The sequence below is a fragment of the Thiospirochaeta perfilievii genome (assembly GCF_008329945.1).
GTDB classification, from domain to species: Bacteria; Spirochaetota; Spirochaetia; order DSM-2461; family DSM-2461; genus Thiospirochaeta; species Thiospirochaeta perfilievii.
In genome coordinates this window covers 2,608,716-2,629,607 of sequence record NZ_CP035807.1, presented here as the reverse complement: position 1 = coordinate 2,629,607, position 20,892 = coordinate 2,608,716, and the positions used below count along the sequence as shown (strand labels likewise).

Below are 20,892 nucleotides of genomic sequence, written 5' to 3'. Positions count from 1 at the left end.
ATAATTATAAACTCTTTAGAAGTTGTTCAAACCCTTTTTGTAGAGAATCAAAAATATAGCTTTGTACCAGCTCCTTATCCTCCTCTCCTATCTCCTCAAATGATATAAAATAGTTCCCATTATCAAATCTTTTTAATAAATAGCCCTTAATATAGAGTTCCGTGTCATTAAGAGAAAACCTTACGTAATCCACATTATCACTCTCCCCTATATGTTTTTTATTTAATGAGATAAGTATTCCTGCACTACTAACACTTTGGATAAAGCCTACTAATAGGAGCCCAGACTGAGTGTAAACCTTAACACCTAGGTTTGATCTAGCATCATTACTGTTAAAGTCAAGACGAACGGTCTTTCTTCGTCCCCTTGCCTCATTGGCCTCTAATACTTTTAGAATAAGATTTATAGTTTTCCAGTTATCCTCCTGTAGGTGAATAAAACCTCCTAGGATTCCAATATCCATTAGATAAGATTTTTGCAGTGATGAGCTTGGATTTTTTGTAAAAACCCCTACTATTACATGCCTGTGATTTTTTTTTAAGGCTGAGATGTAATCCAGCCACTGGTTCCGATCTAATACTTCATCAATATTTATAAATACTATTACATCTTTAAATATTTCTAATAATCTCTCCATATTATCTACAGAGTGAAGTAGATAAATCTCAAATTCTTTTTTAAAAATTGTATCTAGATAACAATTTTTTAATGAGTCTGGTGGATTAATAAAAAATATTTTTTTCCCTATTGCTGAAATCATAAATAACTGTCCTTTAACTATCTTCGATTTTTTTAGCTACTGTAGGTATAGTTATAATAAATGTTACACCACTACCTTCAATACTACTACACTCAATATCCCCATTTAGTACACTTGTTACAAGGTTATATACAATACTTAGTCCTAGGCCACTTCCACCCTTTCCTCTCTTTGTAGTAAAAAAAGGATTAAAAACCTTGGATACAAACTCTTTAGGAATTCCACTACCAGTATCACTATAGTTTATTATAATATTTTGATCATTTTCACTTACAAGAATTATAATCTCTCCCTGGGAAATATTCTCAAACCCGTGATATAGGGAGTTTAATAGAAGATTAGTAATCACCTGGGAGAGTGCCCCAGGGTAACTGTGTAGTTTTATACCTTCATCACATATTACATTTATTTTAATTCCTGTTCTTTTAAACTTTGAATGGGTGCTTAGTAAAATCTCTTCTAAATAACTCTTTAATTCAAACTCCCTCATCTGCTCTGAAGTTTGATCTACAGCTATGTTTTTAAAACTTCGAACTAAAGTTCTACCCTTGTACATGTTAGATAGAATAATTTCAGTGATTTCATCACAAACTTTTAAAAACCCCTCCATACCACTACGTGTAATTTGATTATCCATATATTTGGAAGAGAATACTTTAACTTCATCTTGTAAGTGGGATGCAGCTGTAACAGCAATCCCTATAGGTGTATTTATCTCATGGGCTACACCTGCCACTAGGATTCCCAATGAGGCCATTTTTTCAGATTCAATTAATTTTTTTTGGGTATTTTTAATGTTTTCTAAAGCTTCCTCTAACTCCCTAGTTCTCTCATTAACCTTTTCCTCTAGGTTATTATTAAGTTCTTGCAGTGTTTTTTCAGCAATATCCTTCTGAGCAACCTCATTTTGTATCTGTTCTAACTGACTTTTAATCGAATCTTTCATAACAATAAAACTTTTGGCTAATATGCCTATCTCATCACTACTATAAATATCTATGCTTTTCTCAAGATTTCCGTTACTTATTTCAACAGAGAGATCTGTTAACTCTTTAACAGGCTTAATTATCTTTTGTATGGAGAATAGGAGAAAAAGTGTTATTATACCAATTAAAAGTGAAATAGATAAAATACTTTTAAAGACCTTGTCCCTTAACTTTTCTATTATATTTATCTCTGAATAGACTACTTCAACATCACCTAAATAGACTTCTCTGTAGACAATTTTTATATGCTGCTTAATTGTATATTGATTAGTAGAAGTATCTTTTTGTTTATTAATCTCTAAGATGCCCCCACTCTCAACAAGTTTTATTGATATAATGTCAGGATCCTCATAAAAGTGTAAAAGACTCTCCTCTAATAGATTGTAGTTTAGATTGTATAGGGGATTTGCTAAAACACCTTGCATAAGCTTCCCAGTAACAACAATTTTTTGTTCAAGCCCTCTCTCAGCTATATTTTTTGCGTCAAAAAAACTTACAATTTCTCTTATAAAAGTAAAAAAAATTGTACTTATTAGAACTGTATATAGAATTTTTTTTTGTAATCGCATCTACCCTACCCTATCTCAATTTTAAGGCTAAATATCCTATACTTCAAGTTTAATGTTTTACTCTATTTTTTAATGTCTTAATTGGTCTAATTATTTTATCTTTATGTTCCAATAATCTATTTTTTAGTAACAAGCCGCTCTCTCCATTAAATGGTAACATAAAATGTGTTCTATTTTTCACACCTTTTTCAAAGCGGTCCCTTAACTCAATTTTAAACCCTTCGTACTCAACATGCCATTTTTGTCCACTATTTCGTACAACATTCTTAATTCTATTTGCCAAATTAAATGATATAACTATATCAACAAAAAGAACTCCAACATATATTCCAAGAAAAAATGTAAGTTCATATCTACTTAAAATTATTAATATATACTTATAGAGTATAGGATGAATATAATAATAGAAAACAAGACCAAGAATTGTCCATAAAAAGCTGTAGAATGGACAGATTATCCCCATTATATTGAGTCTATTCCCCCTATAATCCCACAACCTTATTTTATATACATTTATAAAAAAAATACCGGCAACAAACTCTAGTAGAGTCATGGAAAAAAAGAAGAGAGGAATTAAAAGGTATATAGGAAGAATATTTATAGATAAATAGTATAAAAATATTGTTCCAAATCCATATATTGGGAGCCATGGTCCATTTAAAAAACCCGGGTTAAGCCATCTTCGTGCTAAGCCAAAATATCTTCTCCATATTAATTCAATAATCCAACCACTAACTGTACCGCACATAAATAGAAATGTTAATTTAAAAATTAGTATCATCTTTCTAATATACACTATTAATTTATAACTTCAAATATATGAATTCCTTTTATGCTTTTATCCTATAAACAGGTGAGGTAACTATGTATAGATATAAAAATAAAGCTTCTTCGTTACAACCAAGGGAAAAGGCAAAAAAATATGGTATGAAAAATTTAAGTGATAAGGAGCTAATCTCTATCCTCCTGGGTTCTGGCACAAAAAGTAACCCTATAGATAAATTATCCAATAAAATTCTAGAGTTAATTGATACATCAAATAGTGAGCTATCTACTGAAGAGTTAGAGAAAATTAATGGAATAGGTGTTGCAAAAGCTTCTATGATTGGAGCTTCTATGGAGTTTTCAAGACGACGTCTTACTCCCTCAATACAAAAAATATCCTATCCTACGGATATTCTTCCTGCTGTTAGGCACTTTGTTACAAGACCCCAGGAGTATTTTATTGTAATAACCCTAAATGGAGCCCACGAAATAATAAAGACAAGAGTTATTAGTATTGGAATATTAAATAAAACTCTAATCCATCCCAGGGAGGTCTTTTCAGATGCACTAAAAGATAGGGCCGCATCCCTAGTTCTTGCCCATAACCACCCAAGTGGGAACTTAGAACCAAGTAATGAGGATAAGGAGGTGACTAAAAGATTAATAAGTGCAGGGGATATCTTAGGTATAAAAATATTGGATCATATTATTTTCTCCCACAGGAGTTATTTTAGCTTTACAGAGAATCAAATCATATAAATTCAACAAATATTACATTTTTTATATTTACAGATTTGACAAAACGTAAAAATAAGGGTAAAAATGTTACAACTGTAAGGAGTAATATTTGATTCTGCACCATAAATTTATAGATACAGCAAAGAAAAACGGTAATAAACTAGCCATTATAGATAAAATGGTTGGAACTAAAGCTACATATAGTAAGGCACTAATTGGTTCCCTAGTGCTACAAAATAAGCTGAAGAAGTATGACGAAAGATACATTGGTATTATGATACCAAACTCAGCTGGGGCTATGTTAACAACAATAGCAACACTTATGAGTGGAAAGATCCCTGTAATGATAAACTACTCTACAGGTGCTGGAGAGAACTGCTTAATGGCCCAGAATAAGTGTAACTTTAAGACTATAATAACATCCAGGGCTCTCCTTGAAAAACAGAATTGTCCCCTAATTGATGGTATGGTATGTATTGAAGATTTAATTACAACGGTAACTGGATTAGATAAGTTATTTTCAGCAATTAAATCTAAGCTTCCTAAGGCTATAATTAAAGCTATCTTACCTAAGAGTAGTATTGATGATACAGCCTGTATACTTTTTACAAGTGGAAGTGAAAAAGAACCTAAGGCGGTTCAACTTTCACATAAAAACCTTGGGTCTAACGTTGAAGATGTAATTGATGTATTAAAATTGACAAAGAAGGATACGATATTCTCTATTTTACCCCTATTTCATGTTTTTGGTATACAGACCAATTTTTGGATGCCACTAACTCTTGGAATGACTGTGGTTACCTATGCAAATCCATTAGATTATAAAAATATCCCTAAAATAATAAGAGAGGAGAGGTGTACTCTAATTGCAGCAACTCCAATTTTCCTTTCTGGTTACCTTCGATCATCAAAACCTGGAGATTTTGCCTCCCTAGAATTAATAGTTGCAGGTGCGGATAAAACTCCCCAGTGGTTAAGGGATGAATATAAAGAAAAACATAATATAGAGATAGTAGAAGGCTATGGTGCCACAGAGACTAGCCCTGTTGTATCAGTTAATCATAGAGACAATAACAAACCTGGAAGTATTGGACTTGTTGTTCCTAATGCCAAGGTTAAAATTACTAATATAGATACTGGAGAGCCCCTCCCCCCAGGAGTTGAAGGAAAGATATTAGTAAAGGGTGACCTTGTTATGAAGGGTTATATGGACGATATAAAAACCAAGGAAGTTATTGTTAATGGTTGGTATGATACAGGAGATATAGGGATTTTAGATGAAGATGGTTTTTTATGGCACCGGGGTCGACTAAAACGATTTGTTAAAATTGGTGGTGAGATGGTCTCCCTTGTGAATACAGAGAGTGTAATATCTAACATAGTTGATAAATCAATTGATTGTTGTGTTGTAGATGTTCCCGACGAAATTAAAGGTTCATCCTTAGTTGCTGTTTTAACAAAAGAGATAGACAAAGATGAACTAATTAAGAGTCTTGGACAAAACCTTCCACAAATAGCTATACCTAAAAAGTATATTTTTCTTGAAGACCTACCTAAAATGGGAAGTGGTAAAGTAGATTTTAGAAGTGTTGAAAAATTAGTTAGAGAAGAAGTTACGGTTTAACTTCTAACAATAATGTAAATTATATATACTAGCCTTATGACTATTCATAAGGCTACTCTAACAGCTTCTTTAAAAGCATCATCCCCTGTTTTTTTGGTTATATATCCATAGGTTTTGCCTTTGGATTTCTATTAGTTAAATCTGGCTTCCCCTGGTATCTAGCCCCATTAATGTGCATAATAATATATGCAGGTGCTGCCCAATTTATGTCTATAGGCTTATTATTAAGTGGTAAGGGTCCATTAGAAATTGGATTAGCAGTCTTACTAATTAACGCAAGACATATTGTTTATGGTCTATCTCTTTTAGAACGTTTTAAACCCTTTAAAAAGTTTAAAAAATATCTAATCTTTGGTTTAACAGATGAAACCTATGCTCTATTAACGACCCTTCCACCACCTAAGGATAGCAACCCAGAACATTTTGATTTTTGGATAACAGCTTTTAATCAAAGCTATTGGACTATAGGGAGTACATTAGGTGCTCTATTAGGTAGTGTTGTAACTTTTGATGCACCGGGTTTAGAATTTGCATTAACAGCCCTTTTTATAGTTTTAACCATTGAACAGATTAAGGTTATAAAGAGAGTTGGACCTTTTCTTATTCCAATAGTATCCATTATTTTATTAAATATTTTAGGAATTAAAGAGGACTCTTTAATACTAGCCATACTACTTAGCTCAATAGGTTGTTTTTTAATTGGAGGTAAAGAGTGAAAATAATACTGGCAATCTTAGCAATGGGTATTGCTACATCAATAACTAGATTTTTTCCTTTTATTATTTTTAGTAAAAAAGAGCCACCTAAGTGGTTATTAAGTGGAGCAAAACTAATTCCAGGAGCTGTAATGTTGACCCTGGTTTTAACATCCCTACCCCTTAATATAAGTAGTGATCAGTCTACTTTAAAATGGATTGGAGCTGGGATTGTTGTACTCCTACATCTACTATTTAAACATCCTCTAATAAGTATATTTGGAGGGACAACCTCTTATATGCTTTTACTTCGCCTATTTCCCCCTGTTTGAATTGACATTATATTAGGCTAACATTAAAATATGGATCACTATTAGGGAGGGCATCATGATTGATGAAGAGTACGCTAAATTATTAAAACAGGCTGAATTAGATTATGAAGATAATAAAAAATTCATTATGGTACTAAAAAAGATCAGAGCTAAATCCTTAGATAGAGAGTTTAATATGCTACACGATAAAGCCTTTGAAGAGATTGACTGTCTTAAGTGTGGAAACTGTTGTAGAACTGTTAGACCTATTTACCAACAGAAGGATATTACTAAACTAGCAAAGAGGTTTCACTGTAGACCTATAGTTTGGGAAAAAGAGTATACTGATGTAGATGAGGATAATGATCGAATAGCAAAAACTGTTCCTTGTCCATTTATAGCCGAGGATAACTACTGCATATATTATGAAGACAAACCTAAATTTTGTCGGGACTATCCATATACAGATAAAACAAGATTAAGAAATTATTTAAGGGAGACTATGGAAAACAGTAAAATATGTCCTGCTGTCTACTTAATGATTAATTGGCTTAAGGAGAGTGTTAACAGAGGTACTCTAAGTTAGAATATCTACCTAGGGAGGTCAATTTACTTTGTTCTCTCTATGGCTTTTCTAATAAGATAATATTCTCTAGATCATCCTCTAAATTTACACTTTTTGTTTTATAATAACCGATATTTTCACAAGCATCAGTATCCTCTATAAGGAACTGATACTTCTCATTATTGTAATTCAATGTACTAAACCTATACTCTCCGTTTATATCTGAAAAACCTAAGTCTACCCAAACACTATCATCAGAAGAGTTTTTATATGATATTTTTAAACCTGGGATACCTGAATTGTTACAATTTTTAACTTTAAGAGTTGCTGAAAAAGGCATCATCTCTCCATAACATGCAGATAGAAGCATTAAAAATAACCCAAGAACTACTATTTTTAATTGTTTGTTTATTTTTAAATCCATTATAGAGCTAGTATACAATGATAGAAATATAATTCCAATAAAAAAAACCACCCTTTCAGGTGGCTTTAAATATTTATTTTATTAGAAACTTCCTCCGCCTAAATTAAATGTTAAATCTATAGCAAATTTGTCTCCAAAGTACTCATCTCCCCTATCACTAAAGTTAATAGTTGTTCCAAGAGAGGCACTTAAACCATCAAAAAATGTATAACTAATTGACGATTTAACAAAACCAGAAATATCGGCTAAATTCATCATTGTATATGCTGACAGTGATAAATCCTCATTATCAAATAGATTTGATATACCAAAACTAGCCCCTAGGTAGTGTCTACTTCTATTTGCAACATCAGAAAATGTAAGATCACTATCTCCAGCTAAAAAGTCTGTTAATAAAGTAGTATAACTACCTGAATATGTAACTGGGACATCTGGTGTTACACCTGATATAGGGGCCATCACATTTTTAATAATATTAGAGTTTTTTTCATACCCCTCCCCATTATAGTAGTACTGTCCAACTAGACTAAAATTATTATTAGCTATCTCCTTACTCCACATAAAACCAGCTGTACCGTTAAAAAATAGTTTATCGTCGTAGGTAACTGTTGTGTAATCCTCTTTAATAAAGGTTTTATCGGACCCATATAGACCTACAGCCTCTCCAAAGAAAGAGAACTGACCGTAGTTTGTATTTGTACCATAGGTAGCACTTAACATAGCTCTTGGGGCGCTATCTTTTTGGTAGTAGATCCCGGAACTAACTTCTGTATCCCCTAATAGAACCTGAAACATTGGTGCAATAATTAAATCAGTTACACTGGCATCTCCTGTTTCAAAAACTGAGTTTGGAACTGTAATATAGGTGTATAAGTTATTTAAACCAAAGGGTGCACTAACTTTAATAGCTATAGGTCCCTCCCTATCTGCAGTTGGGTTCTCAGGGTCTATGGACTCAAGACTTAAGAAGTCTGCTGGGCTAAAGAAGTAACCAACACCCCACTTAGCATTCTGTTTACCGACCCTAAAAAAGACCCTGTTTTTATAGTTAAAGTCAGTAAAAAGCTCCTCTATCTTTATTTCTGGGATAGATACTGTTGCAGGAGTTCCCTCTCTATAATTAGTTTTTGTAGGGTCTTCTGCAACATAAACTGCACCGGGTACATAATCCTCATTAGCTAATAAAACCTTTGCAGACTTATAAAATGGGATATCTGTAGAAACCTTTCCAAAAAATCTAGTATCCTCTGTTGGTCTTGCATTAAAATATAGAGTTGCAGAGAGGCTTGGAGTAAAAGTATCATCATAATCTTTAAAAATATCTGAAACTCCTGGAAAATCTGAATATGTTACACCAGCTGAAATTGAGGATGAAAATGTTCCACCAAATTCAACACCATTAGTTGTTAAAAGTTCAGAAGATGGGGCAGCAACCTCATCGGATTGATCTTCCACAACCTCTAAAAATGTATCATCACCCTCTTCTCCAAACATATCATCAAAGTTCATATCTTCAAAATCAACATCATCAGAGAAAAAATCATCTTCCTGGGAGAATAGAAAAAAAGAACTAGTTAGTAATAAAATTGTTAATATTTTTTTCATCATCTACACCTACTTATTATTTATTCTTTCTAGATACGCCTTAGTAAAAACATCATCAGGAATCTGGGCATTTGAGATACTAGATGCGGTTATCTGTGTCTTTTCCCCCTCCTTTAGATTATCTTGAATGAGGGTTTGAGCAGAAATATATTTACCACCAACAGTTGTCCATTTTGGAATTATTATAGTTCTTACTAATCTATCAGATAGAGAGTAATCTTCTTGCTTTAAAAGAAGGTTTTTATCCTTTCTTACCCATATTTTCATTTTAGGAGTAGTTATCTCATTAGTTTTAGCCTCTAATGTTATAATGTAGGTATCAATTTTACCTAACTTACCCTCCTCTGCTTTTACTATATTATAATCCTCAGCATAGGAAGTTGCTTTTACGTCCTGATTTTGTGCATCCGAATCACCAATATTCTCTTTTAATGAGAAGTGGGAAAACTTCCTACTACTAGGGTCATACATCCATGCATTATCACCGGACATTAAAAACCCCTGTCCCTTATCTACCTCTGGTTTTAAAAATAGATATAGTGCATTATCTTCAGAGTCACGCCTAAAAATCTGAATTTTAGTTACACTTTTTTCCTCTCCAGGTTTTTGGGATACTATAGTCCATACCATTGATAGGTCTACACCTTCAAAATCCTGTAAATTGTCCAAACCTTTCAAAACCTGTGTATAATCCTGGGCAGTTATAGAAAGAACTCCTATAAGTGCAAAACTGAAAATTAAAAATATTCTTTTCATATTATCTCCTTTAATTATTTAGCATAAATGCTAATACATTGCGGCTATTGCCTTAGCTGGATCTAGGTTAGCTGCTTTATTAGCTGGGAATAGTACTGCTAAAACCGTTAATAACCCAACTGTTAAAATATTTAGTAGTATTGGCCCTAAAACTGGAACAAATAATAGATGACCATTGTTTAAAAAGAACGCTCCTGCATGGTCTGTTCCCAGGTCTATAAATGAGAGACCAAACATTAGGATTCCTGCAAGAATTATTCCAGAGAATGCACCTGCAAGGGCTAAAAAGAAGCCTTCAAATAGGAAGATAGATCTAATTCCACCCTTTTGCATTCCCATAGCCCTCATGGAACCGATCTCTTTAACTCTATCATACATAATCATTCTAAAAGTATTTGCTACACCTACAATAATTATTAAGAATAGTAGTAGTAGAACACCAAAGCTAATAGCATTAACAACCCCTACAAACTGGTCTAATATACCTACCATCTCAGTTACAGCTGTTAAAGAGTACCTCTGTCCATCCCACTCAACATCCTCATTTTTAAAAGCTAGGGAGAATAGATCAATATCTGAATTGTCATTTCTCGCCTTCATTTGATACTCTTGACCTAAAGCAGTAAAAAGCTTTTCTGCAGCTGCATCTACTACATCAATAGACTCAAGTCTAATATAGATTGTTTGGTAGTCATCTTTTTCTAACCCAATTAGCTCATTTATATAGTCCATATTTGCATAGGAAGACATTGAAGATAGAATATCAGTTCCCTCTAAAATCCCTCCTACAACAAAATCCCCAACATTTGTCTGACCAGTTACAGTCATCACCTTAGCAATAACACTATCACCTAGCTCCACATTTAATGATTCTGCTAGTTTTTCATTAATTATGATGTTGTATTTATTATTTATAGAGTCTATTGAGCCCTCTTTAAATCGAAAGCCATTCTTAACATCCACTTCTCTGTCCCAGTTCATACCAGAGACTGCAGTCCTTGAGCTATCATCACCAAAAATTAGTTCAGCCCTAACCTCCGACCTCATATTCATTTTAATAACGTTAATACCAGACTCATCGATTACTCTTAAAAGCCCATCTTTATCTGCTAAATTAGATACAACCTTGTCACTTTCTAATCTCTGTTCACCTTGAATAAAAATATGACCATCAGCAATTTTAGTAATATTCTCACTAATGGCTTTTACAGCTCCAGCTGAAGCACAATTAACAACAGTTATAATTAAGAGTCCAAAGGCGATTGCTCCACCTAAAAGAAAGGATCTCTTTTTTTCTCTACTTAGATTTCTAAGTGCTATTTTAATATATTTCACAATCCCTCCTAACTCTGAATCGCTTTAATTGGGTCTATTCTAAGAGCAACTGATACAGGATATAGACTTGAGATTATTCCAATAAAAAAGCTTATAACAAAACCGTTTAATATTGTTTTTAAGCTAGTAACAGGATAAAGTCTATCTCCGGCAAAAACAGCTTCTAAGAGAAGGTTTCCATTAAATGAGATTCCAACTTTATTTAGAATAAATAGTATAATTAATCCTATAACAATACCTATTGCACCAAAGACCATGGATATTGTAAGGGTCTCAGCAATAAACATTCTTCTAACAAAAGATTTGTTAGCACCTATTGCCCTCATGGTTCCAATCTCCGAAGTTCTCTCTATAATTGATACTACTAGGGTATTCATAATAATAATTATGGTCACGATACTTACTATTATAATAAAGACATTTATTATTATCTTCGCATACTTAATTGTATCTCCAGTTCTACCAGCGGATGTTTGCCATGTCTTAACTTCTAGGGGAATATCATTTTCATCTGCCCAGTTATCAATCTGCGTCTTAACCCTATCAACTTTAGAGATGTCATCTAGCATTAGAAGAATAAAAGTCCATGTCCCTGTACTAGGTTTTGTTAATGCTTCTCTCTGGCTTAAATCCCCTAGAACTTCGTCAAAATCAAAGGAATCATCATTTGTACTAACAGCAACTTCATCAGAGAACATGGTATCAAAATCAAAATCATCACTTAATAGTTCTAAATCTTCATCATCCACATCGATAACATCTGTAGTTCCTACAATCATTTTTGCTAAAATTCGATAGGACTCAATATCTATTAAGTTCATCTGCATTACAGTAGCACTACCATTTTTGTACCTATAGATACCCTTTAGAGGAACTTCATGTATCTTCATTCCACCAGCGAATGATTGTAGAGTTATCATATCCCCTACTTTAACATCCCTATCCAGCTCTTTTTTGATGTCATTAATAACTTTTTCGTTAAGCATAACACCCTGTTCATTACTTTTTAAAAACTCACCTTCAAGTATTTCAATGTTATTAGGAAACATCTTTATATACGAATCAGGATCTATACCCCAGAACATACTAAAAGCACCTTCATCCATACTTTCTGAGAACTTTATCATAGTTCCTAATCCTGCTGTCTCTGAATTTACCGCTGTAACATCATCTAGGGATGATAAATATTCATAAACCTCGCTATATCTAGGAATTGTAGGGTTATCATTTTGACCACCAGGGCCACTCATACTATTAGATTCATACCCAAAGGCGGTAACTGTACCCTCTTCAAGTTTTTTTGCGACAAGAAGGTGTCCAGTATAGTTCTCAATAAAAACTTTCTTACTACCCTCCTCAGCTGAATCAAGTATAGAGTTACTTAAAATAAGGACCATTATACCTACGGCTATTAATATTCCTACAATTAGGGATTTAGCCTTATGTTCCTTAAGGTTTCTAAATGCAATTTTTTCAATAGTTCCCATAACTACCTACTTATTCTTTCATTTTTAATAACTTGGCCATCTTTTAGACGAATTATATGGTCAGCCATATCTACAATTGTTGCATCGTGGGTAGAGAAAATAAATGTAGTATTTTGCTCTCTATTTATTCTTTTCATTAAATTAAGAATATCCTCACCGGTTTTTGAATCAAGGTTTGCTGTAGGTTCATCAGCTAAAACGATCTCAGGTTTTGTTACAAGAGCTCTTGCAATTGCAACTCTTTGTCTCTGGCCTCCAGATAATTCATTTGCCCTATTTTTTATCCTATCAGCTAGACCAACTTCTTCAATTAAGTGATCAATCCACTCCCTCTCTTCACCTCTATTACGTCTTTTACCACCACCTAGCAGAAGTGGAAACTCAATATTTTCGTAGACATTTAAAACAGGAATAAGGTTAAAGGATTGGAAAATAAATCCTAACGTATCGTGTCTAAGGTTTGTAATAACTCGATCCTTCAATCCTCGAGTATTTATTCCGTTTATCAATACATCACCCTCTGTTGCTGTATCTATACATCCAATCATATTCAGTGTTGTTGATTTTCCAGATCCTGAGGGACCTGCAATAGAAACAAAATCACCTCTGTTTATATCAAATGAGATGCCCTGTACTGCGTGTACTTCTGTTTTACCTAGGGGATATTTTTTGTGAACATTTTTAAGTTCTACTATAGCCATATGTTTAACTCCTTATTAACTATTAAAAATGTAACCATTTATTAGGTAATAAGCAAATATATTTTGATTAACAGTTTATTAAAAGATTATTAAAATTAGGAATAATGCACTACTTTATATACTTATTTATGATTCTTTTATATTCACCATTTTTAATTATAACTTCTAACCCCCTATTAAATGCTTCTATAAGCTCCTTATTTCTACTATTTTTATAGGAACAGGTTATATATAATTTGTTTTCAATAAGAGGTTTCTTACTAAAGTATATTTTACTATAAAGGTCCATACGAGTATCTCTTATATTCGATTTTGCTACTACTTCATCAGATAGTGTTAAGTCTATTCGTCCATATACAACTTTAAGAATATTCTGTAATAAGTCATTTGCTGGCTCTCTAATAAACTTTTCGCTATTCATAAATAATTCATTATAATAAAAATCCCTTATAGTCCCAATTGTTTTACCACTTAAACTTTCTAAATTGGTATATTCAAAGGGGTCATCTATGTTTGAAATAAACGTAATTGTATTAGTATAATAGTAATCACTATATAAGAACTCTTCTGCCCTTTCCTTTGAAAACCAAACATTAGCAAGTATATCGTATTCACTGTTTAAAACTTCCCTAATTGCTCTAGCCCATGGTGTAATAATAACAGTTACTGTATAATTTTGGGTTTTAAATGCTTCTATTATAATTTCTATTGATAACCCCTCTCTTGGGGAAGATTCATTACTATATGGGTACCAATGATTTGTAACCACAGTAATATCATTATCTAATGAAAAGCTAAATATAATGGGAAAAATTAAATAAGAGATTATTAGATATAATTTAGTAGTTCTTCTCATAATTAAAAGTTAGTTCAATACTTGTTAGAAATCAAATCAATTAGCTATGAATACTTCAATACACAAAGAGGTATCTGAGTTAGCATCAGAATTAAGTGGTGAGTCAGAAAAACTGATAACTGAAGTTAAAATGTTCGTTATAGACTAGGGCTTAAATAGGAAAGATTATCAAAAATGTATTCAGCTTCAATTGACTAAAATTTGAGGTCGTAATAGTCTAATCCTTATAAAGCCGGAGGATAAATGGAACTACTAGCACCAGCAGGTAATATTGAGAAATTAAAATACGCTTATGAGTATGGAGCGGATGCAGCATATATAGGAATACGTAATTTTAGCCTTAGAGCAAAGGCAGATAACTTCCAAGAGAATGAGCATGAAGAAATTAAGAGAATTAAGGGCAATAAAAAACTATACTGTGCTTTAAACATATACTTTATGAATGAAGATATAAAAAAATTAGAAGAGGAGCTGGAATATTTTAAACAGTACCCCTTTGATGGTTTTATTATTAGTGATTTAGGGCTTCTTAATTTAATGAAAAAGCACTTTCCTGATAAGGAGTTACACCTAAGTACCCAGGCAAACTGTACAAATATTGAAGCTGCAAAACTATATTATGATCTTGGTTTTACCAGAATTGTACCAGCTAGGGAGATGTCATTAAAGGATATATCCGAGATAAAAACAGCTCTACCTAAACTAGAGATTGAAGCCTTTGTGCATGGAGCTATGTGCTTAGCCTACTCAGGTAGATGTTTTTTAAGTAGTTGGATGACTGATAGATCTGCTAATCAAGGTGGTTGTTCCCACTCATGCAGATGGGATTATAAAGTTTTAGAAGAGGGGAAAAGACCAGGAGAGTACTACCCTATTTATGAGAATGATAGAGGTGTATCTATAATGTCATCAAAGGATATTAATATGATAAACCACCTACAGGATATGAAGGATGCGGGAGTTGACAGTCTTAAAATAGAGGGAAGAATGAAGTCTATCTACTACACTGCAGTAGTTACAAGAGCGTATAGAAAAACATTAGACTCACTTTCTGGACAAGATATTCCTAATCTAGCAGGTTATCAGGATGAGATATCTAAGGTAAGTCATAGAGAGTTCTCCACCGGGTTTTATTACGACAATGCAGATATTTCAAGATCTAGTAAAGAGTCCTACTCTAGGGAGTTTGTATTTCTAGGAGCTGTTGGAAGGGAACAAGAAGACGGCTTATACCTTTTAGATGTGAAAAACCAGATTACAGAGGGTGATGATATCGAGTTTATTGGTCCAGATATGCTCTACTTAAAAGAGAGTGACTTTAAACTTTTTGATAAAAATAAAAATCCAGTAGATAAAACAGATCACTGTAAAACATCATTTATTAAGACATCTAAACCTATAAAAGAGGGTTACATCATAAGGAAGAAAGCCCCACACCTATTAGGAGGAAACAGATAGACTAAATGAGGAGAACTCTACTTACTCTTTTAATTATTTTTTCATCAATAAATATCTACTCCCATCCCCATGTTTTTATAGATATAGGGATAAGGGTAGAGAGATTAGATCGAGCTAATATTTCATGGACATTTGACCCTATAGAGTCGCAAAACAAACTATATTTTTTTGATGATGATGGGGATGGATTATTAAATAAGGGTGAGATAGAGAACCTATATAATGAAGGTTTTAAAAGTTTAAAGGATTTTAGCTACTTTATATCCGTATCAAAGGATAATAAGAATTATAGAATTGATAATGTTTTAGACTTTAATGTCACAATTGAAAAGGATAGTAGATTAACATTTAATTTCTCTATAGAGCTTCCCGATTTAGGTAGTGATAAAAGAATAGCTATTTCCCACTTTGATACGTCATATTTTATTGCTTTTAGTGAACCGGATAGAAATGACATTATACTTGGTGAAAATATCTACTCTGCTGTTTTAAAAAATAGCAATAAGCCTTTTTATTATGACCCAAATGCAAACAGAACAGAAATATTAGATACAAGTAAACCCCAAAAAGGCTGGTTGGTTGCCTACCCTACTGAGGTTTTTATTAGTAGTGAACCTATATTAGACTCATTTGGTGATTACAAGATAGGATTTAAGGAGAAAGTTACCCAGGTTCAACGTTCTATCTACTTAAAATTATCAAATAAGATATTAGAACTACAGAAGATGAAATCTTTAAAAACTCTATTTTACATTCTGTTTTTATCACTTTTATATGGGGTGGTTCACGCCTTAGGTCCTGGACATAGGAAAATAGTTATATCAACCTATATACTCTCTAGAAAAAAGATATCCTATTTAAAAGCTATAGGTATCAGTCTAACTTCAGCCTTAATACACTCAGGTTCTGGGGTTATATCAATACTTCTTCTAAACCTTATATTTAATAAAATAAAACCATCATTTATAGATAATGTTACAAACTATATAGAAAAAGTAAGTTATATAGGTGTTTTATTACTAGCTATTGTATTAATTATAATAAAGCTGATTCCTCAAAAAGATAATAAGGAGAGTAAACCTGTAGCCTTATCCCTAATAATTCTCTCTAGTTTAGTACCTTGTCCAGGAGCAATTACAATAATGCTTGTATCCCTAACTATTGGCATTATTAACGTTGGAATTCTTACAGTATTAGCAATGTCTTTAGGAATAGGTTTGACTTTAAGCTTAATATCTATTTTTACTATTAAGGGTAAAAAAATAGTAAGTGGGTCTAATAAAAATAGATTTAACCTTATAAGTAATTTATTAGAGTGGATGGGTTTAATTATTCTTCTTATATTCTCACTATTTATGGTAATATCTATTAGTTAATCTAATGATTTATATAGAGATTCTCAGTAATAAACTTATTAAATACAAGAAACTCTTCACTTAAATTATTTAAAGATTTTTTAATATTATTCTGGTTAAAATCCTTTGCTGCAAACTCAAGGTTCTCTGCTGCACTCTCTAATCTAGGTGCCATAACATTTCTTGCACCACCTTTTATAGAGTGTGCTTCCCTACTTAAAGTGGTAAAGTCACCTCTCCCTAACTGCTCAAGCATATTTTGTAATTGTATCTTAATAGATTCAGAGAACTCTGTAACAATCATATTAACATCATCATAATCGTTATCCATCTCTTCTAAGAATGCACTTATATTCATAATTTCCATATTATTCCTCAATATTTTTTTTAAATATACTCTTATAGTATAATATAACTTTAAAAGTCTCAAGTTTCCTTGACTTTAATTTAGTAGATATATATTATTCTAGAACTATGCACTTTGGTGTGTAAATAAATTATAAGAGAGGAAAGTAATGGCAAGAAATTCCAAAGCAAAAGGTAAAATTGTCCGTCGATTAGGCGTCAACATTTACGGTAATAGTAAATACGATAAATTACTTAAGAAAAAACCTCAGGGTCCTGGAAAGGAAAGAGGTGCTAGATCAAGAGCTAAAGTTAGTGACTTTGGTAAGCAACAGAATGAGAAACAAAAAATTAGATTTGCATACGGTATGTCTGAAAAGCAATTCTACAACTCATTTTTAAAAGCTAAAGCGATGCCAGGTTTAACTGGTGATAACATGATGATCTTATTAGAAAGAAGATTAGACAATGTTATTTTCAGACTAGGTATGGCTACAACTAGAAGCCAAGCTAGACAGATGGTAAGTCATGGTCACATCGTTTTTAATGGTAGAAGATTAAATGTTCCTTCTGCAATTGTTAAAGAGGGTGATGTTATCTCTATAAAAGAGAATGACAACTCGGTTAAAATGGTTAGAGAGAATATCTCTAAATCCGGTAGACCAGTTCCTGCATGGTTATCTCTTGAAGCTGATACATTAAAAGCTAAAATTGAAAGAGTTCCATTTAGAACAGATATCGATACAATAGCTAATGAGCAGGTTGTTGTTGAGTTCTACTCTAAATAGAGTTTCTATTAACTATATGTTAATTTCTTATTGGGAAGAGAGTTTACTTTCTACCAATGGTAAAAAAAGGGAAGTTAAAACTTCCCTTTTTTGTTTATAATTTATTTTAATAAATTTACAATATCCTTAAAATCGAAACTTTCCTGTCCATCCGGGTAGTACTTAAAAGCTTTAGCTTCTAAATCCTTATTTTTATTTCCTAGGGAATCAAACCAAATACACTTCATCCCTGCTCTAATTGCAGATCGAAATCCTGTTGCAGAGTCTTCAAAAACTAAACACTCCTCAGGCTTTACACCTAACTTTTTAGCTGCATGAAGATATACATCTGGCTCTGGTTTATCATACTCAACTAACTCTGAAGAGTATATTTTATCAATATATCTATCTACACCTGTTTTTTCAGATATAGTATCTAGAATCCACTGGCTACTTCCAGAAGCGATAGCCATAGGAAAACCTCTCTTATGTAGATCTTTTATTAATGATAACATCTTAGGGAAAACTGTTATCTCATTATCTGCTATGTCTAGAAAAATTTTATCATTTAACTGAATTAATTCCTCTGCTGACCTATCGGTAATTTCATATTTACTCATATAGTACTCTACAAAGTATCGCACGCCTCCACCAACGAACTCTGCATGATCAATATTTGATACATCTCCACCTATAGCTTTAACAAACTCAATATCTGCCAATGCATACGCCCACTCACTATCAACTAATGTTCCATCAAAATCGAAAATTACAGCTTTAAACATTTAGCCTCCTATTAGTTTAATTAATGACTATATTTGAAAAAAATGCCATTGCATTTGGCGCAATACTATATAGTTATCATTTCACTATAAAACATATTGAGAAATAAAAAAAAGGAACTATAATATAAACTTATTAGGAGATTTTATATGAAATTCGAATACAGAAGTTCCACAACAAAAAATGGAAGAAGAATGGCAGGAGCACGAAGTCTCTGGAGAGCATCAGGTATGACAGAAAATCAGATGGATAAACCTGTTATTGCTATTGCAAACTCATTTACCCAATTTGTTCCTGGACATGTACACCTACATCAGGTAGGACAGGATATTAAAAATATAATAGAAGAGAGCGGCGCATTTGCTGCAGAGTTTAATACTATGGCAATTTGTGATGGAATAGCCATGGGCCACGATGGGATGTTATACTCCTTACCCTCAAGGGAGTTAATTGCAGATACTGTAGAGTATATGTGTAATGCCCATAAAGTGGATGCACTAGTTTGTATCTCCAACTGTGATAAAATAACACCTGGAATGGCAATTGCCGCAATGAGGCTAAATATTCCTACTATTTTTGTATCTGGTGGACCAATGGAAGCGGGAAAAGTTGATACGATGAAACTAGACCTAGTAGATGCAATGGTAATGGGTGCAGATGACAGTGTTAGTGATGAAACAGTCGATAAAGTAGAGCGTTCAGCCTGCCCAACCTGTGGCTCATGTTCGGGGATGTTTACAGCAAACTCCATGAACTGCTTAACAGAAGCTTTAGGACTTTCTCTACCAGGAAATGGAACCATAGTAGCTACCCATAAAAATAGAAAGGAACTCTTTATTAAGGCTGCAAAACGAATTGTAGAGATGACAAAAGAGTATTATATAGAAGGAAATGTAAAAGTACTACCAAGATCAATTGCCACTAGAGAGGCCTTTAAAAATGCAATGAGCTTAGATATCGCTATGGGAGGTTCTACAAATACTGTACTTCACCTATTAGCAATTGCTGCATCTGCAAAAGTTGATTTTACAATGGATGACATGGATAAATTATCAAGAAAAATACCTATACTATCAAAGGTAGCCCCTAACAAAGTACCTGATGGTAGAGTTTTCCATATAGAAGATTGTAATAGAGCTGGAGGTATTTTAGGTATTTTAGGAGAACTGGAAAGAGGTGGACTACTAGATACAACAGCTTATAGAGCTGATGGTTTAACCCTAGGGGAAGCTATAAATAAGTATGACATTAAAAGACAGACTGTTTGTGATGATGCTATAGAAATATATAAATCAGCCCCAGGTTGTGTAAGATCCATTGTTATGGGAAGCCAAGATGTTAAATTTAAAGAACTTGATACAGATAGGGAGAATGGTTGTACAAGGGATATAGAAAACTGTTTTGATACCGAGGGTGGATTAGCAGTATTATTTGGAAACATAGCACTAGATGGTTGTATAGTAAAAACTGCAGGTGTAGATGAATCCATTTACAACTTTAAGGGCAACGCCAAGGTTTATCACTCCCAGGATGCGGCTGTTGATGCAATTTTAGCCGATGAGATTGTTGAGGGAGACATTGTAATTATCACCTATGAAGGACCTAAGGGAGGCCCTGGAATGCAGGAAATGTTATATCCTACATCATACCTAAAATCTAAGCACCTAGGGACAAAGTGTGCCCTATTAACTGATGGTAGATTTAGTGGAGGAACCTCAGGTCTCTCTATAGGTCATGCATCCCCAGAAGCTGCTGCAGGCGGAAATATAGGGCTAGTTAGAGATGGAGACATAATAGAGATAAGTATTCCTAATAGATCTATAAACCTAATAATATCCGATGAGGAGCTAACAAAGAGACGACTTGAAGAAGAAGCCTTTGGAGAAAAAGCATTTACACCAAGGGATAGGGATAGAGTTGTATCTGATGCCTTAAAAGTTTATGGAATGTTAGCAGCCTCTGCAGATAAAGGAGCAATGAGGGTTTTAAAGTAAATAAAAATCGTTA

General features: G+C 33.1%; 21 protein-coding genes. 9 read left to right on the top strand and 12 right to left on the bottom strand.

All coding sequences use genetic code 11. The features are described 5' to 3' along the window. Positions 1–4: 4 nt before the first annotated feature. From EW093_RS12105 to EW093_RS12095, 3 genes are read right to left on the bottom strand one after another with little or no spacing between them, the layout of a single operon-like run. Entirely contained in the window at positions 5–760 is a 756-nt protein-coding gene (locus EW093_RS12105; RefSeq protein WP_149568662.1) for a hypothetical protein, read from the bottom strand. Between the two features lie 13 nt (positions 761–773). Then, the gene (locus tag EW093_RS12100) at positions 774–2,315 is read right to left on the bottom strand and encodes a sensor histidine kinase (protein WP_149568661.1); all 1,542 of its coding nucleotides are present in this window, start codon (positions 2,313–2,315) and stop codon (positions 774–776) included. A gap of 49 nt (positions 2,316–2,364) precedes the next feature. Next, the gene (locus EW093_RS12095) at positions 2,365–3,096 is read right to left on the bottom strand and encodes a putative ABC transporter permease (RefSeq protein WP_149568660.1); all 732 of its coding nucleotides are present in this window, start codon (positions 3,094–3,096) and stop codon (positions 2,365–2,367) included. 83 nt (positions 3,097–3,179) lie between these two features. On the opposite strand from EW093_RS12095, the gene radC reads away from it, so the two are divergent. The 5 genes from radC (at position 3,180) to EW093_RS12070 (ending at position 7,034) form a co-directional block, all read left to right on the top strand. After that, on the top strand, positions 3,180–3,839 hold the full coding sequence (gene radC, locus EW093_RS12090) for a RadC family protein (protein ID WP_149568659.1): 660 nt from the start codon (positions 3,180–3,182) through the stop codon (positions 3,837–3,839). An 88-nt stretch (positions 3,840–3,927) separates the two neighbouring features. Beyond that, positions 3,928–5,442: an AMP-binding protein gene (locus EW093_RS12085; protein ID WP_149568658.1), complete on the top strand. Its 1,515-nt coding sequence runs from the start codon at positions 3,928–3,930 to the stop codon at positions 5,440–5,442. A 77-nt stretch (positions 5,443–5,519) separates the two neighbouring features. Then, a complete protein-coding gene (locus EW093_RS12080) occupies positions 5,520–6,158 on the top strand; it encodes an AzlC family ABC transporter permease (protein WP_342781936.1) in 639 nt (212 codons plus the stop codon). Beyond that, positions 6,155–6,469 carry a branched-chain amino acid transporter permease gene (locus tag EW093_RS12075; RefSeq protein WP_149568657.1) on the top strand — a complete coding sequence of 105 codons (315 nt, stop codon included), beginning with the start codon at positions 6,155–6,157 and terminating at the stop codon, positions 6,467–6,469. Before EW093_RS12080 ends, EW093_RS12075 begins: the two co-directional genes overlap by 4 nt. Positions 6,470–6,524: 55 nt before the next feature. Continuing rightward, positions 6,525–7,034: a YkgJ family cysteine cluster protein gene (locus tag EW093_RS12070; RefSeq protein WP_149568656.1), complete on the top strand. Its 510-nt coding sequence runs from the start codon at positions 6,525–6,527 to the stop codon at positions 7,032–7,034. A gap of 37 nt (positions 7,035–7,071) precedes the next feature. Here EW093_RS12070 and EW093_RS12065 read toward each other — a convergent pair whose 3' ends face one another. The 7 genes from EW093_RS12065 to EW093_RS12035 all read right to left on the bottom strand — a co-directional run bounded on the left by EW093_RS12065 (position 7,072) and on the right by EW093_RS12035 (position 14,177). Next, on the bottom strand, positions 7,072–7,437 hold the full coding sequence (locus tag EW093_RS12065; RefSeq protein WP_149568655.1) for a hypothetical protein: 366 nt from the start codon (positions 7,435–7,437) through the stop codon (positions 7,072–7,074). An 81-nt stretch (positions 7,438–7,518) separates the two neighbouring features. After that, the gene (locus EW093_RS12060) at positions 7,519–9,042 is read right to left on the bottom strand and encodes a hypothetical protein (RefSeq protein WP_187759699.1); all 1,524 of its coding nucleotides are present in this window, start codon (positions 9,040–9,042) and stop codon (positions 7,519–7,521) included. A 9-nt stretch (positions 9,043–9,051) separates the two neighbouring features. Further along, a complete protein-coding gene (locus tag EW093_RS12055) occupies positions 9,052–9,798 on the bottom strand; it encodes an outer membrane lipoprotein-sorting protein (RefSeq protein WP_149568653.1) in 747 nt (248 codons plus the stop codon). A gap of 30 nt (positions 9,799–9,828) precedes the next feature. After that, the gene (locus EW093_RS12050; protein ID WP_149568652.1) at positions 9,829–11,133 is read right to left on the bottom strand and encodes an ABC transporter permease; all 1,305 of its coding nucleotides are present in this window, start codon (positions 11,131–11,133) and stop codon (positions 9,829–9,831) included. A gap of 8 nt (positions 11,134–11,141) precedes the next feature. Beyond that, positions 11,142–12,620 (bottom strand): ABC transporter permease, encoded by a 1,479-nt coding sequence (locus EW093_RS12045; RefSeq protein WP_149568651.1) that lies wholly within the window; start codon positions 12,618–12,620, stop codon positions 11,142–11,144. Positions 12,621–12,622: 2 nt separating this feature from the next. After that, on the bottom strand, positions 12,623–13,321 hold the full coding sequence (locus tag EW093_RS12040; protein WP_149568650.1) for an ABC transporter ATP-binding protein: 699 nt from the start codon (positions 13,319–13,321) through the stop codon (positions 12,623–12,625). A 109-nt stretch (positions 13,322–13,430) separates the two neighbouring features. Next, complete coding sequence (locus EW093_RS12035; RefSeq protein WP_149568649.1) at positions 13,431–14,177, bottom strand: substrate-binding periplasmic protein; 747 nt, start codon at positions 14,175–14,177, stop codon at positions 13,431–13,433. Between the two features lie 243 nt (positions 14,178–14,420). On the opposite strand from EW093_RS12035, the gene EW093_RS12030 reads away from it, so the two are divergent. Continuing rightward, complete coding sequence (locus EW093_RS12030; RefSeq protein ID WP_149568648.1) at positions 14,421–15,635, top strand: peptidase U32 family protein; 1,215 nt, start codon at positions 14,421–14,423, stop codon at positions 15,633–15,635. Positions 15,636–15,640: 5 nt separating this feature from the next. Further along, positions 15,641–17,011 (top strand): HoxN/HupN/NixA family nickel/cobalt transporter, encoded by a 1,371-nt coding sequence (locus EW093_RS12025; RefSeq protein ID WP_149568647.1) that lies wholly within the window; start codon positions 15,641–15,643, stop codon positions 17,009–17,011. Position 17,012: 1 nt separating this feature from the next. Here EW093_RS12025 and EW093_RS12020 read toward each other — a convergent pair whose 3' ends face one another. Beyond that, a complete protein-coding gene (locus EW093_RS12020) occupies positions 17,013–17,348 on the bottom strand; it encodes an Hpt domain-containing protein (RefSeq protein WP_187759698.1) in 336 nt (111 codons plus the stop codon). 157 nt (positions 17,349–17,505) lie between these two features. Between EW093_RS12020 and rpsD the strand changes: the two genes are divergently transcribed. Beyond that, the gene (gene rpsD / locus EW093_RS12015) at positions 17,506–18,123 is read left to right on the top strand and encodes a 30S ribosomal protein S4 (protein WP_149568645.1); all 618 of its coding nucleotides are present in this window, start codon (positions 17,506–17,508) and stop codon (positions 18,121–18,123) included. 101 nt (positions 18,124–18,224) lie between these two features. Here the strand turns inward: rpsD and EW093_RS12010 are convergent, their stop codons facing one another. Further along, a complete protein-coding gene (locus tag EW093_RS12010; protein ID WP_149568644.1) occupies positions 18,225–18,887 on the bottom strand; it encodes an HAD family hydrolase in 663 nt (220 codons plus the stop codon). Between the two features lie 147 nt (positions 18,888–19,034). Between EW093_RS12010 and ilvD the strand changes: the two genes are divergently transcribed. After that, complete coding sequence (gene ilvD, locus EW093_RS12005; RefSeq protein WP_149568643.1) at positions 19,035–20,879, top strand: dihydroxy-acid dehydratase; 1,845 nt, start codon at positions 19,035–19,037, stop codon at positions 20,877–20,879. Positions 20,880–20,892: the final 13 nt, after the last annotated feature.